We start from the raw sequence: 15,300 nt of genomic DNA on the forward strand, positions 1-15,300 counted from the left end.
AGTCCCAGCTCACATCCCCGGGTGTCACACGGGCGGTGCGCGCCGTGTCAGCACATCGACACCCGAACCCGAAGGAGAAGTCATGGACGCCCGCATCGACTACTACGCCAACCCCGTCGCCGCGAAGTTCGCCCGCTACATCAACTCGGCGGGCAAGGCCGTCTCCGACTCGACGCTGCCGCCCACCGTCCAGGAGCTGGTGAAGATCCGGGCCAGCCAGATCAACGCCTGCGCCGTCTGCCTCGACATGCACACCAAGGACGCCGCTCACGCCGGGGAGACGCCGGTGCGGCTCAACATGATCGCCGCGTGGCGCGAGGCGACGGTCTTCACCGACGCCGAGCGGGCGGCGCTCGCCCTCACCGAGGAGGGCACGCGCCTCGCCGACGGCGCGGGTGGTGTCAGCGACGACACCTGGGAGCTGGCGCGCAAGCACTTCGACGACGACCAGCTCGCCGCCCTCGTCTCCCTGGTCGCGCTCATCAACGCCTACAACCGCATGAACGCGATCAGCCGGATTCCCGCGGGGGACTACGAGCCCGGCAAGTGGGGCTGACCCCTCCTCACCGCACGCCGGGGCCGAGCTGCAGGTCCCGGTCGATCCGCGCCACTGCGCCGCGGCGACGGCCCGGAACGCCTCGGGCAGCGACACCCGGGTGACCGGGGCTGAGTCCGGCGGGCCGCACGAGGTCGTCGGGCCCCGCACCGGCGCGCAGCTCGCGCCGCCCGCCGTCATCCGCTGCGCCGCCTCCCGGATCGGCAGCGCGGGCGAGGCGCGGGCGAGCGGGGCCCGCAGCAGCTCCCGCACCGGGACCCGCGGAGCTCGCGGGGCGGGAGTCGCACAGCGGGCCGGGGCGCCGACGACATCAGCGACCGGGTGACGTAGCGCAGCCCGCGCCGGCTCGCCGAGCACCGGGCGCACGGCGCCCGCGACGAGGCGCCGGGTGCTCCTCCGGCTCGACCACGACCGCCGGCGCGGCGAGCAGCGCGTCGAAGGGCGGATGGGCGCTCAGGAACCGGCTACGTCATCCACGGGTCGCCGGTCGCCCGCGAGCAGCTCGCTCGCCTTCTCCCCGATCATGTAACAGGTGATGTTCGGGTTGATCGCCGGCAGGAACGGCAGGATCGACGCGTCCGCCACCCGCAGCCCGTCCACGCCGCGCACCCGCAGCTGCGGGTCCACCACGGCGGCCGGGTCGGTGGTCGGGCCCATCTTCGCGGTGCCCGCCGGGTGGTAGACGGTGTTGTGGGTCTTCGCGATGTAGTCGGCCAGCTCGTCGTCGGTGACGGCGTCCGGGCCGGGCGTGAGCTCGCGGGCCACCCACTCCTTGAGCGCCTCCTGCTCGGCGATGCGGCGGGCGAGCCGCACCCCGGTGGTCATGACGCGCATGTCGTGGCCGTCCGGGTCGGTGAAGTAGCGCGGATCGACCCGCGGGCGGTCGCGGAAGTCCCGGGTGCGCAGCCGCACCGTGCCCCGCGAACGCCCGCGCGTGACGTTCGGGGTGAGGCAGAACCCGTTGTCGGTGGTCGGGTAGCCCCAGCGCACGGTGTTGAGGTCGAACGGAACCGACCCGTAGTGCATCATCAGGTCCGGCCGGTCCAGGCCGTCGCGGGTGCGGGTGAACAGGCCGATCTCCCACCACTGGGTGGAGCGGGTGACCATGGGCCGCGCCGCCTCCCACATCACCAGGCCCTCGACGTGGTCGTCCAGGTTCGCGCCGACGCCCGGCGCGTCCACGAGCACGTCGATCCCGAACTCGCGCAGGTGCTCCGACGGCCCGATGCCCGAGAGCATGAGCAGCTTCGGGGTGTCGATCGCGCCTGCGCTGAGCACGACCTCCCGGCGGGCGGTGACGGTCCGCCGGCCCGGCCCGATGTCCTGCTGGTACTCCACGCCGGTGGCGCGCCTGCCCGCGAACAGCACCCGCGAGGCCCACGCGCCCGTGCGGACCTCCAGGTTCGGCCGCTTGCCCATGATCGGGTGCAGGTAGGCCCGCGACGACGACGCGCGCGTGCCGTCGGGCTCGCGGTTGATCTGGAAGAACCCGGCGCCCTCGCAGACCGTCACGCCCTCGTTGAACCGCACGGTCGGCAGCCCGACCGCCGCGGCCGCCTCGAGCAGCGCGACGCCGCACGGGTCGTCCGGCGGGACCTGCATGATCCTGACGGGCCCGCTGCGGCCGTGGCCGTCCCACGGGCCGTCGTTGTTCTCCAGTCGCGCGATGAGCGGCCAGCACTCGTCGGCGCTCCAGCCGTCGCAGCCGGCGGCGGCCCACTCGTCGAGGTCCTCGCGCGGCGTCCAGAAGGCGATGCACGAGTTGTGCGACGAGCAGCCGCCGAGCACCTTGGCGCGGGCGTGGCGCAGGAAGCTGTTGCCGTGCTCCTGCGGCTCGACCAGGTAGTCCCAGTCGTAGCCGGAGTCGAGCAGGGCCATCCAGTCGGTGAGCCGCAGGATCGCCGGGTCGTCGACGTCGGACGGCCCGGCCTCGAGCAGGCACACCGTGACGCCGGGATCCTCGGAGAGCCGCGCGGCGAGCGCGCAGCCCGACGACCCACCCCCGACGATCACGTAGTCGAAAGCGTCGTCCGCAGGTTCGCTCACGCCTGGCTCCCCTCGGGCCGCGGGTCGGGCGATGGCAGCGTCGGGTCCACCTCGTGCGCCTCCTCGAGCTGCTGGGCCATGTGCTCGGGCAGGGTGCCGACCTGGCGCCGCCCGCGGACGAGGTACCAGAGCAGCCCGGCGCCCGCGACGATCCCGATGAAGATGAACGCGATCCACGCGAGCCACCCGGAGCCGTAGACCTCCTCGCGGGGCCACGCCAGGTTGACCGACATCGCGATGCCCCACACCACCGCCAGCACGTTGACGACGATCCCGAACCGGCCGAGCGAGAAGTACCCGCTGCCGCTCGCCCCCGGATCCGGCCACTCGCCGCGCAGCCTCCGCCGCAGCATCGGGATCGTGACCAGCAGGTACGCGATGTAGATCATGATGATCGCGACGCTCGTGACCGCGGTGAACACCTCGGGCGTTCCCATGTTCACCACGAGGATGAGCAGCGCGAGCACCCCGATCAGGATCGACGGGATCACCGGGGTCTTGTGCACCGGGTCGATCTTGGCGAGGTGGGAGCCCGCGGGCAGGGCGTTGTCACGGGCCATCGCGAACATCAGCCGGATCGCCGCGGTGTGCACGGCGAGCGTGCACACGGTGATCGCGATCGCGATCGCGACGAGGAAGACGGTGCCCACCGGGCCGCCGAGCACCTGGAGCAGGATCAGCTGGCCGCCGCCCGACTTCTCGCCGTAGGCCGGGTCACCGAGGTCGGGTGCGGCGAGGATCAGCAGCAGCAGGATCAGTCCGCCGATGACGAACGACGCGATCACGGCGCGCATGATCGCCGTGGGAGCGGTGCGCCGCGGGTCGACCGTCTCCTCCCCGAGGGAGCTCGCCGTGTCGAACCCGTACATCACGTAGGCCGACGCCAGCGCCGCGACCAGGAACACGCCCAGGTAGCCGCCGCTCCCGCCCTCGCCGAGGCCACCCGTGTCGAACAGCACCGACGGCGGGTTCACGATGTTGAACGCCAGCAGCACGATGATCAGCACCGCGGCGATCAGCTCGATGAACACGCCCGCGCTGTTGATCCGCGCCATCAGCTTGACGCCGATCGCGTTGATCACGGTGGTGAACACGATGAGCAGCCCGCCGAGGATCGTGACGTTCGCGGCGGCGTCGTCCGCGTCGGCGGCGCTGCCGATGATCTGGAAGCCGGACCAGATCTGCGGCAGCACGAGCTGGTAGGCCAGCACGACCGCGGTGATCGTCACGATCGAGGCCGTGAGCATCATCCAGCCGGCCATCCACGACGTCGTGCCGCCCGCGAGGCGCTTCGACCAGTTGTAGACCGAACCGGCCACCGGATACCGCCCGGCGAGCTCGGCGAAGGACAGGGCGACCGTGAACTGGCCGGCGAAGACCAGTGGCCACGACCACCAGTACGGCGCCCCGCCGGTGCCGAAGCCGAAGTAGAAGAGCTGGAAGGTGCCGGTCAGGATCGAGATGTAGCTGACGCCGGCGGCGAAGCTCGCGAACTTGCCGATACTGCGGTCGAGCGTCTGGGAGTAGCCGAACTCGACCATCCCGTCCGCGCTCGCCCCGTCCGCGCTCGCCCCGTCCCCGCCCGCGTGGTGCTCCCTCGCGATCATCGCCCCTCCGACCCGTTCAGCCCCTGAACCACCGCGCCGGGGCCGGCTCGGTGTTGTGCCAGATGTGCTTGTGCTCCTGGTACTCGGCCAGCCCCGTCGGGCCGAGCTCACGCCCGTTGCCCGAGCGCTTCATCCCGCCCCACTCCGCCGCCGGCGTGTACGGGCCGAAATCGTTGATCCACACCGTGCCGTGGCGCAGCGCGCGGGCCACCCGCTCGGCCCGCCCGGCGTCGCCCGTCCAGACCGCGCCGGAGAGCCCGTACTCCGTGTCGTTGCCGAGCGCGATCGCCTCGTCCTCGGTGCTGAACCGTTCCACCGTGAGGATCGGGCCGAAGGTCTCCTCGCGGATCACCCGCATGTCGCGGCGGACGTCGGCGAAGACCGTCGGCCGGTAGAAGAAGCCCTTCTGCAGGTCGGGCTCCTCGGGCCGGTGCCCGCCGGCCACCAGGCGGGCACCCTCGGCGTGCGCCGACGCCACGAAGTCCTCGATCTTCGCCCGCTGGGCCGCCGAGACGAGCGGGCCCGACTCCGTAACCTCGTCCAGGCCGTTGCCCAGCCGGATCCGCTCGGCGCGCCTGCCGAGCTCGGCGACGAGGTCGTCGTGCAGCGCGTCCTCGACGATCAGCCGGGCGCCCGCCGAGCACACCTGGCCCGCGTGCAGGAAGACGGCGGTGACCGCGTTGTCGACGACGGTCTCGAAGTCACCGTCGTCGTCGACGCTGTCGGCGAAGACGATGTTCGGGTTCTTGCCCCCCAGTTCCACCGCCACCCGCTTCACGGTGCCTGCGGCGGCCCGCATGATCGCCTGACCGGTCGCGAGGCCGCCGGTGAAGCTGACCATGTCGACGCCTGCGTGCTCGGTGAGCGGGGCACCGACCGACCGGCCGTCGCCGAGCAGGATGTTGACCACGCCCCGCGGCGCGCCGGCCTCCTCCAGCAGCCGCACGAGCAGCACCGACGTCAGCGGGGTGACCTCGCTCGGCTTGATCACCACGGTGTTCCCGGCCGCCAGCGCGGGCGCAACCTTCCACGACAGCTGCAGCAGCGGGTAGTTCCACGGCGTGATCAGCGCGCACACCCCGACGGGCTCGTGCACGACCCGGCTCACGACGGCCGGGTTGCCGGTGTCGACGAGCCGGCCGGAGTCCTTGCCCGCGAGGTCGGCGTAGTAGTGGAAGACCGCCGTGACGTCGTCGACGTCGATGCGGCTCTCGACCAGCGTCTTGCCGGTGTCGAGGGTCTCGGTGCGGGCGATCTCCTCCTTGTCGCGCACCAGGAGGTCCGCGACGCGGCGCAGCAGCGCCCCGCGCTCCGTGGCGGGCGTGCGCGGCCACGGCCCGGTGTCGAACGCCGTGCGGGCCGCGGCGACCGCGCGCTCGACGTCGTCCGGGCCGGCCTGGCCGACCATCTCGATCACGCCGGCGTCGAACGGGTTGACGACCTCGGCGGGGCCGCCGGACCCGGATGTCCAGGTCCCGTCGATGTAGAGGCTGGGCACGCGCCGATCGTCCTCGCGGACGGCCGGACGTCAAGCGGAAGCGGCTTCCGCGGGCGTCAGCGCTCGAGGGGGCGGGACGCGCCCGCGGCCAGCAGGCCCAGCACCAGCGCGCCCAACACGACGAACAGCGCGCGCAGGATGCCCGCGTGCTCGCCGAGGATGCCGATGAGCGGCGGGCCCGCGATGAACGCGGTGTAGCCGATCGAGCTGACCACCGAGACGCGGGCGGCGGCGCGGGCCGGGTCGTCGGCGGCGGCGCTCATGCCCACGGGGAAGCCGAGCGACGCCCCGATCCCCCACAGGAGCGCGCCGGCGAGCGCGACGGGCACCGACCCGCCGAGCAGCATCAGCAGCAGGCCGGCGAGCGCGATGACGGCGGTCGCGCGCACCACGACGACCCGCCCGAACCGGTCCAGGGCCGTACCGCCCGCCATCCGGCCCGCCGTCATCGCCGCCACGAAGAACCCGAACGCGATCGCGCCGAGGGTCTCGCTCGTGCCGTGCCCGTCGACCATCGCGATGGCGACCCAGTCGTTGGCCGAGCCCTCGGTGAACGCGAACGCCAGCACCATCAGCCCGACGACGAGCGTGCGCGGCTCCCGCCACGCGGTGAGCACACCCGACCCCGTCCTGGCCTCGCCCGCCGCCGCCTCCGGCACCGGGAGGAAGCGCCGCACCGCGGGCGCGACGACGATCGGGAGCAGCACCACGATGCCGACCAGCTGCCCCTGGAGCGGCACGCCGAGTGCGGCGCAGCTCGCGCCGATCCCCGCGCCCGCGACGGTGCCGAGGCTGAACCCGGCGTGCAGCCGGGGCATGAGCGAGCGGCCGAGCCTGCGCTCGACGTCGGCGCCCTCGACGTTCATCGCGACGTCCCAGACGCCGGTGCCGAGGCCGGACGCGACCAGGCCGAGCGCGGCGACCGGGACGAGTGCGGTGGCCATGCCGACCGCGAGCAGTGCGAGCCCCACCGTCATCGAGAGCGCGCCTGCGAGCACCGCGCGGCCGGGGCCGAGCCGGTGGACGAGCGGGCCGGACAGCGGCAGGCCCGCGACGGCCCCGCCCGACATGCAGAGCAGGAGCAGCCCGAGCTGCGCGGTGGACAGGCCGAGCGCGTCGCGCAGCGCGGGCGTGCGCGCGATGAACGACGAGAACGCGAGGCCCGCGGTGATGAAGGCGATGACCACGGCCGTGCGCGCCCTCAGCAGCTGGGCGGGCGGCAGCGCCCCCGTCGTGGTCACATCGTCCCCCATCGTGGTGCGTCTCGTGGCTGTCGAATCGATTCGACAGTGAGGCTACGGGACCCGGACGCCGGGCTCAACCGGGTTCTGCTCACACCGCTGGCCACCGCACTAGGGTTCGGGCGTGTCCAGCCGTCCGACGCTCGCCGCCGTCGCGGCGCGCGCCGGCGTGTCCCCGTCGACGGCCTCGCTCGCGTTCGCCGACAGCCCGCGCGTCGCACCTGCCACCCGGGAGCGGGTGCTCGCGGCGGCCGCCGAGCTCGGCTACGCGGGCCCGGACCCCCTGGCGGCCTCGCTGCGCCGTGGCCGCAGCGGCGTCGTCGGCGCGTTCATCGGCGAGCGGCTCCTCTACGCGTTCCGCGACCCGGTGGCGCTGCAGCTGCTCGACGGCATCAGCGAGGTGCTCAGCGCGCACGACGTGGGGCTGCTGCTGCTCGCGGGCGACGTCGGCAGGCCTTCGACCAGCCAGATCGCGCGCATCCCGCTCGATGCCGCCATCTTCGCCACCTGCGGGCTCGAGGACGACCCCGCGCTCGGGCAGCTGCGCGCCCGCGGCGTGCCGATCGTGGCGGTGGAGGGGCCCGCGTTCGAGGGCGTCGCGATGATCGACATCGACGATCGCGGCGGCACGCGCGAGCTCGCCCGCCACCTGTACGACCTCGGCCACCGGAGGGTGGAGGTCGTCGCGATGCCCCTGCGGCTCGACGGCACCCGCGGCCCGGTCACACCGCAACGCCGCGCGCGGGCGCACTACCGGGACGTGCGGCACCGCATCGAGGGCGTCGAGGACGTCTTCGGCCCGGTGCCGATCTACGAGACCTCGAGCAACGCGGTGGACGAGGGCGCCGCGGCCGCGCGACTCCTGCTGGACCTCCCCGCGGCGCAGCGGCCCACCGCGATCATCGCCCAGAGCGACGTCCTGGCCGCGGGGGTGCTGCGGGCCGCGGCCGAGCTCGGCCTGCGGGTGCCCGATGACCTGTCCGTCGGCGGCTTCGACGGCGCCGACCTGCACTGGCTCGCCCCGGCCCGGCTCACCACCGTCGTGCAGCCGAGCGAGGAGAAGGGCCGGGCCGCGGCCCGGGCCGCCATGGAGCTGGTGGCGGGCGGCGACCCGGCGGACGTCCTGCTGCCCGTCGCGTTGCGGATCGGTACCACGAGCGGGCGTGCTCCGTCCTCCGATCGGTCGGCACGCTGGTAGGAAGCGCGGCGGCCGGGGCATCCTGACGACATGGTGGTCCGCGTGCTGATCGTCGATCAGCAGCCGGTGTCCCGCCGCGGCCTGGAGGAGGCGCTGCCGGCGGCGAGCGACGGCGGCGTGCGCGTCGTGGCCCGCACCGTGCGCGCCGCCTCCGCCGGGACGCTGGTGCGGCGTTACCGGGCGGACGTCGCCCTCGTGGACCTCGAACTCGCCGCGCCGGGCCCGCTCGCCGCGCTCGCGGCCATGCGCCGTGTGCAGCCGCGCCTTCCGGTGCTCGCGCTCGCCCGGCACGTCCCCACCCTCCAGAGCGTCGTCGAGTTCCTCGGCGCAGGCGCCTGCGGCGTGCTGCTGCGGACCCGCTCGGCCGCCGGGCTGGTCCCGTCGCTGCTCGCGGCCACCGGCGCGGCGCACCGGCCGTCCGCGCCCCGGCCCGGGCCGCAGCTCTCCTGCAAGGAACGCCACCTGTGGACGCTCATCGCGGGCGGCGCCAGCACCGCCCAGATCGCGCGGGCGCTGCACGTCTCCGAGCGCACGGTCAAGCGCCTCACCGCCGGCCTGCTGCGCACCCTCGGCGTCGCGAACCGGACCGAGGCAGCCGCCCTCGCCGGCCGCGCCGGGCTGCTGGACGACCTGCTGCCCGCCGACCTCCCGCTGCCCGGGCAGCGCACGGCACCGCCCTCCTAGTGCCCCCCGCCCGCACCTGTTCGCCACCCTGGCCATCCGCGTGCCGTAACGGCCTGCCCGAGGCGACCGGCTCGTCACCCACGGCGATCGCGGAGGCTCCCGTGCTGGAACTGATCTGTCATCACACCTATGACACCTGGCAAGGGCGGCCCGTGGACCGTTCGCCGTACGGCCTGAGCAACGGCGACCCACACGGCACGCGCTTCGACCAGGATGGTGTCGCCGCCGGCTCGGGATCCCTCCACCTCGGCCCGGCAGTCGGGTGGCCGTCCCGGTGAGCAAGGCCTGGGAGAACCTGGGCGCGCTCCGGGTGGAGATGCTCCTACGCCCAGATCGTCCGCCCACCGTGCTGCGCCGGCGGACCCTGATCGAGGGCGACCGCTCGTTCCGGCTGGTGATCACCGCGAGCGTCGCCGACGACGCGGCCCTGCTCCAGGCGCAGATCGACGATCCCGAGGCGGATTCCGGATACCAGGGCGTGGTCGGTCAGCAGGTTCCCTCCCCCGACCGGTGGGCGACCGTCGGCTTCGCCTACGACGGGCTCGCCACCCTCCAGCTGCTGATCAACGGGCATGTCGTCGGCCAGGGCCGGGTGTCCGCGCCGCTGCGGCCCGTCGGCCCCCGGGGCGTCGCGGTAGGCGGAACCACCGAGCCGGGGCAGAGCTTCTCCGCACTCGCCTCGGTCGACGAGGTGAAGGTGTGGCGCCGCGATCCGGACGCGATGCGCCGCAACTTCGTCGACCGCATCATGGAGCCCGGCGGGGCCGACTGCTGGACCAAGGCATTCCGCGCACTGCTCGAGTCCTGGGTCGCCGATACCCAGCGCGCCGCCCGCGACCAGCAGGGGGCGGCATCGATCGTGGCGTTCATCCGGGCCCGGATCGCGGCAACCGGACCGGCCGGCGTCGCCGAGTACCAGTCCCTGCACCGCGAGTACGCGCCGACTGTGGGCCGCCGGTGCCTTGGACACCACCGAGATGTCGGCAGCCCTGGGCGCGATCGTCGCCTGGTGGCGAGACCGCGCAGGCGTCGAGATCTGGAAGGACCCCGACCTCCTCGGTGCCATCGGAGGCCTCACCCCGGCCCCGCCCGGCGTCGTCGCGTCCTGCGATCCCGTCCTCGAGAACTTCCTGACCCGCGTCCTCGACCTCGTGAGGAGCTGACCCCGGATGCCACCCAGCGGCGAGCAGATCGCCCTCGTGAGGCGCTTCGAGCCGGTCCTCTACCTGTCGGGCAGCGAGCGTTTCCTGCCCAGCGACCCCAAGCGCTACCTCGAGCGCAGCGCACTGTGGCGCTCCCGCCCGCCCGGCACCGGACCCGACGACTGGGGCGAGGAACCCGCCACCACCCGCCCGAAGACGCCGATCACCGGGCCCGGCGGCATCGCAGGCCTCCAGTCCGAGGAGAGCAGTACCCGGACCTGGATCGGCAAGCTGCTGCCCTCCACCGTGAACGAGGACCGCTTCCTGTCGCTGGCGGGCTGGACGGACTCGAACGCACCCGAGGTCGGCTCCCAGAACCGGTTCGCCGACCTCGACTCGATCGTCGCCGGCTACCGCGACACCCCCCTGCTCGCCGCGAGCCGGCCCTGGTACAGCGCCGAGATCCTCGACGCCGTCGAACTCAGCAGGCTCGCCGCGGCGTCCCCGCCGCCCGGCTTCACGACGAACCAGATCGGCTCGATCCTGGGGCAGCTGCAGGATCCCACCCTGATCCTCTACTACCTCTTCTACCCGGGCCACGACGAGCCGCTCGACCACTGCGAGCGCGACGGTGAAGCTGCACTGTTCGGCGGGTTCGCCGGCGACTGGGCGTGCGTCGCAGTCGTGGTCGAGCAGGGCCAGCCCACCTACCTGGGGCTCACGCGACGCAACGCGGGCTCCCGGGACCCGATGGACGAGCAGACCCGACTCGGCATGGTCGTCCGGCGCTGGGAGAACGTGCAGACCCTCGCCGACACCCACCCGCAGATCACCGTCGCCTCGGGCAACCACAGCATGTTCATCGACGTCGACGGGCCCACCACCCGCGAGCCGATCTCGTTCACCACTCCCCGCTTCGACGTCGGCACCACCTCCTGCGGCGACGTCGAGAAGGTCGACGGCATCATCCCCCGCAGCTCACCCAGCGGACGGGACACCCCCGGCGACGTCCTCATCGCGCTGATGAAGGTGTTCTGCACCGGCGGCATCCCGATCGTCGGCGAGTTCCTCGCCCCGGTCGCGATCACCTGGCTCGTGGCCGAGTTCGGCGAGTCCTCCGCCTTCGACCCGTTCGGGGCCGCCCCGGACATCGCCACCGCCGATCAGACGCCGACGTCCACCGCATACGGCACCGCCATCGCCCCGAAGAGCGTTCTGACGGGAGCCCGCGAGTGGCCGACCGACGCCGTGTCGGCTCCGGGCGGCGTCGTGACCGTCGGCAGCCGGAAGTACCCCTTCATCGTGGACCGGCAGGAACAGCTCTACTGGGCCTCGCCCGACAACGTCGGCTACCAGGGGCGCTGGGGCCCCGCCGTCGCGACCGACCCCGCGGGCCGCAGGTCCGGCATGCGGTTCCCGCGCTTCTGGCAGCTCTTCCTGGCGGGACTCGCGCGAATGTGACCACTCGCCCGCCGTGGCGAGGGCCGCTGCAAGCGACCATTTGCCCTTGATCAGCGGGGCAGCCCCGGAGTTGTCCACGCCGTGCGGCACGAGCGGCCCAATGCCGTTCGCCGCCGCCGCGCTGGTCGGCGCCTTCCACGGGTCGTGGCCGATCTCGCCCCCACATCGTCCTGGCCTGCGCGGTGACCTCCGGGTCGCTCCTCGCCGCTCCGCGGGCGCAGTGATGGGTCACACCACGTCCGATCGGCGCAACCCTTGCCGTCCGCCGCCATTCTGTATACATCTGATACCCAGAGACCAGGCCGAAGGGACCGCCCGTGCCGCACCCCCTCCAGCGCGCGGCCGCCGTGGCCGTCGGCGGCGTGCTGGCGGTCGCGCTCGCCGCCTGCATCCCGGTGCAGCCGGTCGTGCCGGCACCGCCCCGCCCCGACGTCCCCGGCGTGGCGTTCGACGGCCGCCCGGTCCGCGAGGGCGGTCACCTGGTGATGGCGCTGTCCAACGAGCCGGACAAGCTCGACCCGACCACCTCGTCGTCGCTCTACACGCGCTACGTGATGAACGCGATGTGCGAGAAGCTCTACGACATCGACGCCGAGGGCGACATCGTGCCGCAGCTGGCGACCGCCTTGCCCGGGGTCGCACCCGACGGGCTCACGGTGACGATCCCGGTCCGCACCGGGATCAGGTTCGCCGACGGCACCCCGTTCGACGCTGCAGCCGTCGTCACCACCCTGCAACGCCACCTGACCATGGAGGGCTCCACGCGCCGTGGCGAGCTCGGGCCGATCAGCGGCATCGAGGCCCCCGACCCGGCCACCGTCGTGATCCGCTATGAACGGTCGTTCGCGCCCCTCACCGCCTCCCTCGCCGACCGCGCCGGGATGATCATGTCCCCCACGGCGCTCGCCGAGCTGGGCGCGGACTTCGGCAGCGCACCGGTGTGCGTCGGGCCGTTCCGGTTCGCCGAGCGCGTGCCGCAGACGTCGATCACGGTGGTGCGCGACCCGAACTACTACGCCGCCGACGAGGTCCACCTCGACTCGATCACCTACCGGATCATGAGCGACGCGAACATCCGCGCGGCCAACCTGCGCTCCGGTGACGTCCAGGTCGCCGACCGGATCTCGACGCAGGACGTCGACGCCCTCCAGCTCGAGCACGGCATCGGCGTCCTGCAGATCGGCTCGCTCGGCTACCAGGGGATGACGTTCAACCTCGGCAACGTGAACGGCACCGGCGAACCGCCGCAGCCGATCGACACGCCGATCGCATCCGACGCGCGGGTCCGACAGGCGTTCGCGCTGGCGGTGGACCGCACGACGCTGATCAACACCGTGTTCAACAACTGGTTCGACGCCGCGTGCTCGCCGATCGCCCCCACCAGCTCGTTCTCCACGCCCCTGAGCGAGGCGTGCCAGCCCTACGACCCGGTCCGGGCCCGCGAACTGCTCTCCGAGGCCGGCGTGCCGACCCCCTACCGGCTCACGATGCTCGTCAGCAACGACCAGGAACAGCTCCGGCTCGCGCAGGCGCTGCAGGCCAGCGTCCGCGAGGCCGGCTTCGAGATCACGATCCAGCCCGTCGAGTACTCCACGCTGCTCGACGTCCAGGACCGCGGCGACTTCGAGGCCCTGCAGCTGGGCTGGTCCGGGCGCATCGACCCGCACGGGAACACGGCGAGCTTCCTGACCACCGGCGCCAGCAACAACTACTCCGGCTACAGCAACCCGGAGGTCGACCGCCTGGTGAAGGAGGCGGCCCAGCTCACCGACCCGGCGGCGCGCGCCGACGCCTACGGCCGGGTGGTCGAGATCATCCAGCGGGACCTGCCGATCCTCTACATCTACCGGCTGCGCAACCTCACCGCCTACACCACGGACGTGGCGGGCATCGAGACCTTCGCCGACGGGGTGGTCCGGCTGGGACGCGCTGGGTTCCTCGCCGAGGGAGGCGAGTGACGTGGCCCGCTACCTGGTGACCCGCCTCGGCCACGGCGTGATCACGATGTTCCTGGCGTCGATCGTGGTGTTCGCGGGAGTGCGGGCGCTGCCGGGCGACCCGGCGCTCGCGATGGCCGGCGAGGAGGCCACCCCGGAGACCCTCGAAGCGGTACGCGCGCAGCTCGGGCTCGACGAGTCGATCGTCGTGCAGTACCTGCGGTTCCTGGGCAACGCGCTCACCGGCGACTTCGGCGACTCGGTGCGCACCGGCACCCCCGTCACCGACCTGATCGCCACCACGCTGCCGGTCACGGCGTGGCTCTCGCTCTACGCGATCGTGATCGCCGTCGTCGTCGGGATGGCCGCGGGCGCGCTCGCCGCCGCGAACCGGGGCCGGTGGCCGGACCTGGCCGTCGGCGGGGTGTCGCTGCTGTCGCTGTCGGTGCCGAACTTCTGGCTCGGGCTGCTCGCGATCCTCTACCTCGCGGTCGGGCTGGGCTGGTTCCCGGCGTCCGGTTACGTGGCCGTCTCCGCGGAGCCGCTGCGCGCGCTCTGGCACCTCACGCTGCCCGCGCTGATCCTCGGCACCGGCCTCGCGGCGATCGTGATGCGCCAGGCCCGCTCCTCCATGATCGACGCGCTGGCCGCCGACTACGTGCGGACAGCGCGGGCGAAGGGCGCGTCACGCGGCACCGTGCTCGTCCGCTACGCCATGCGCAACAGCCTGGTCGTCGTCGTGACGATCGTCGGCCTGCAGCTGGGCGGGCTGATCTCGGGCGCGGTCGTGACGGAGCGGATCTTCGCCCTGCCCGGCTTCGGGAAGCTCACGCTCGACAGCGTGTTCACCCGCGACTACCCCGTGATCCAGGGCGTCGTGCTGGTCGTGACGCTCGCCTACATCCTCATCAACCTCGCCGTCGACGTCCTCTACTCGGTGATCGATCCACGGATCCGGGTGGCAGGGGGAGGGAACGCCTGATGGCTCTCGTGACGCCCGAGATCGGCGCGGCCGACGACGAGCTCGGCAGTCGCCGCGGCCGGGTGCTCACCGGGCTGCTGCACCACCGGCTCGGCGTGGTGGGCGGCGGTCTGCTGCTCGTCGTGGTGCTGGCCGCGCTGCTCGCCCCGTGGATCGCGCCCTACCCGCCCGACGAGGTGCACTTCGAGACGCCGTTCCAGCTGCCCCGGACGATCGGGTTCCCGCTGGGCACCGACGACCTGGGCCGCGACATCCTCTCCCGCATCCTGTACGGCACGCGGGCGTCGCTGCAGGTCGGCGTGCTCGCCGTGGCGCTCGCGATCGTGGTGGGCACCCCGCTCGGGCTGCTCGCCGGGTACTGGCGGTGGCTCGACGCGCTCGTGTCGCGACTGACCGACCTGCTGCTCGCGTTCCCGTTCCTCATCGTCGCCGTCGGCCTCGCCGCGATCAACGGGGCCAGCCTGGCGAACGCGGCGATCGCGCTCGGCCTCGCCCAGGTGCCGACCATGATCCGCGTCGTCCGCGCCGAGACGCTGCGGCTCGAGGGCCACGAGTTCGTCCTGGCCGCCCGCACGATGGACGCCTCCGGCGTGCGGATCCTCGCCACGCACGTGCTGCCGAACGCCCTCTCGTCGATCATCGTGCAGGCCACGGTGATCATGCCGGTCGCGGTGATCGGCGAAGCCCTGCTGTCGTTCCTCGGGCTCGGGATCCAGCCGCCGAGCCCCAGCTTGGGCATCATGCTGTCCGACGCCCAGCAGTACATCGTCCGCGCGCCGTACGCGGCGTTCTTCCCCGGCCTGGCGATCGTCGTGATCTGCCTGGCCTTCAACCTGTTCGGCGACGCGCTGCGCGACGTGCTGAGCCCCGGCTCGCGCCGGTGACAAGGAAAGGTCCCTCGTTGAGCTTCGTCCCGCCTCCCGAGTTCACCACCCGCCCCACCCTGCA

At 72.9% G+C, this 15,300-nt stretch carries 15 protein-coding genes; 10 read left to right on the plus strand and 5 right to left on the minus strand.

The window, feature by feature from the left end; genetic code table 11:
* The first annotated feature begins 82 nt into the window (after nt 1-82).
* Complete coding sequence (locus tag ABEA81_RS14360; protein ID WP_345605534.1) at nt 83-556, plus strand: carboxymuconolactone decarboxylase family protein; 474 nt, start codon at nt 83-85, stop codon at nt 554-556.
* Nucleotides 557-656: 100 nt separating this feature from the next.
* Entirely contained in the window at nt 657-881 is a 225-nt protein-coding gene (locus ABEA81_RS14365; RefSeq protein ID WP_345605535.1) for a hypothetical protein, read from the plus strand.
* A gap of 128 nt (nt 882-1,009) precedes the next feature.
* Here ABEA81_RS14365 and ABEA81_RS14370 read toward each other — a convergent pair whose 3' ends face one another.
* The 4 genes from ABEA81_RS14370 to ABEA81_RS14385 are packed head-to-tail and all read right to left on the minus strand — an operon-like array spanning nt 1,010 to nt 6,948.
* Entirely contained in the window at nt 1,010-2,602 is a 1,593-nt protein-coding gene (locus ABEA81_RS14370; protein ID WP_345605536.1) for a GMC family oxidoreductase, read from the minus strand.
* Complete coding sequence (locus ABEA81_RS14375; protein ID WP_425570552.1) at nt 2,599-4,209, minus strand: APC family permease; 1,611 nt, start codon at nt 4,207-4,209, stop codon at nt 2,599-2,601. Before ABEA81_RS14375 ends, ABEA81_RS14370 begins: the two co-directional genes overlap by 4 nt.
* A gap of 16 nt (nt 4,210-4,225) precedes the next feature.
* Nucleotides 4,226-5,707 (minus strand): aldehyde dehydrogenase family protein, encoded by a 1,482-nt coding sequence (locus ABEA81_RS14380; protein WP_345605537.1) that lies wholly within the window; start codon nt 5,705-5,707, stop codon nt 4,226-4,228.
* A gap of 56 nt (nt 5,708-5,763) precedes the next feature.
* The gene (locus ABEA81_RS14385; RefSeq protein WP_345605538.1) at nt 5,764-6,948 is read right to left on the minus strand and encodes an MFS transporter; all 1,185 of its coding nucleotides are present in this window, start codon (nt 6,946-6,948) and stop codon (nt 5,764-5,766) included.
* Between the two features lie 124 nt (nt 6,949-7,072).
* Between ABEA81_RS14385 and ABEA81_RS14390 the strand changes: the two genes are divergently transcribed.
* The 3 genes from ABEA81_RS14390 to ABEA81_RS14400 all read left to right on the plus strand — a co-directional run bounded on the left by ABEA81_RS14390 (nt 7,073) and on the right by ABEA81_RS14400 (nt 9,108).
* Nucleotides 7,073-8,146 carry a LacI family DNA-binding transcriptional regulator gene (locus ABEA81_RS14390; RefSeq protein ID WP_345605539.1) on the plus strand — a complete coding sequence of 358 codons (1,074 nt, stop codon included), beginning with the start codon at nt 7,073-7,075 and terminating at the stop codon, nt 8,144-8,146.
* A 30-nt stretch (nt 8,147-8,176) separates the two neighbouring features.
* Complete coding sequence (locus ABEA81_RS14395) at nt 8,177-8,830, plus strand: LuxR C-terminal-related transcriptional regulator (RefSeq protein ID WP_345605540.1); 654 nt, start codon at nt 8,177-8,179, stop codon at nt 8,828-8,830.
* Between the two features lie 101 nt (nt 8,831-8,931).
* Nucleotides 8,932-9,108, plus strand: coding sequence for a hypothetical protein (locus ABEA81_RS14400; RefSeq protein ID WP_345605541.1), 177 nt, complete (start codon nt 8,932-8,934; stop codon nt 9,106-9,108).
* 44 nt (nt 9,109-9,152) lie between these two features.
* Here ABEA81_RS14400 and ABEA81_RS14405 read toward each other — a convergent pair whose 3' ends face one another.
* Nucleotides 9,153-9,800 (minus strand): hypothetical protein, encoded by a 648-nt coding sequence (locus ABEA81_RS14405; RefSeq protein ID WP_345605542.1) that lies wholly within the window; start codon nt 9,798-9,800, stop codon nt 9,153-9,155.
* A 7-nt stretch (nt 9,801-9,807) separates the two neighbouring features.
* Between ABEA81_RS14405 and ABEA81_RS14410 the strand changes: the two genes are divergently transcribed.
* The 5 genes from ABEA81_RS14410 to ABEA81_RS14430 all read left to right on the plus strand — a co-directional run bounded on the left by ABEA81_RS14410 (nt 9,808) and on the right by ABEA81_RS14430 (nt 15,236).
* Complete coding sequence (locus tag ABEA81_RS14410) at nt 9,808-9,993, plus strand: hypothetical protein (protein ID WP_345605543.1); 186 nt, start codon at nt 9,808-9,810, stop codon at nt 9,991-9,993.
* 6 nt (nt 9,994-9,999) lie between these two features.
* On the plus strand, nt 10,000-11,433 hold the full coding sequence (locus ABEA81_RS14415) for a hypothetical protein (RefSeq protein ID WP_345605544.1): 1,434 nt from the start codon (nt 10,000-10,002) through the stop codon (nt 11,431-11,433).
* A 317-nt stretch (nt 11,434-11,750) separates the two neighbouring features.
* The gene (locus ABEA81_RS14420; protein WP_345605545.1) at nt 11,751-13,391 is read left to right on the plus strand and encodes an ABC transporter substrate-binding protein; all 1,641 of its coding nucleotides are present in this window, start codon (nt 11,751-11,753) and stop codon (nt 13,389-13,391) included.
* Between the two features lies 1 nt (nt 13,392).
* Nucleotides 13,393-14,352 carry an ABC transporter permease gene (locus ABEA81_RS14425; RefSeq protein ID WP_345605546.1) on the plus strand — a complete coding sequence of 320 codons (960 nt, stop codon included), beginning with the start codon at nt 13,393-13,395 and terminating at the stop codon, nt 14,350-14,352.
* Nucleotides 14,352-15,236 (plus strand): ABC transporter permease, encoded by an 885-nt coding sequence (locus ABEA81_RS14430; RefSeq protein ID WP_345605547.1) that lies wholly within the window; start codon nt 14,352-14,354, stop codon nt 15,234-15,236. Before ABEA81_RS14425 ends, ABEA81_RS14430 begins: the two co-directional genes overlap by 1 nt.
* The last annotated feature ends 64 nt before the right edge of the window (nt 15,237-15,300 follow it).

The sequence above is a fragment of the Pseudonocardia adelaidensis genome (assembly GCF_039543345.1).
In the GTDB taxonomy this organism is placed as follows: Bacteria; Actinomycetota; Actinomycetes; order Mycobacteriales; family Pseudonocardiaceae; genus Pseudonocardia; species Pseudonocardia adelaidensis.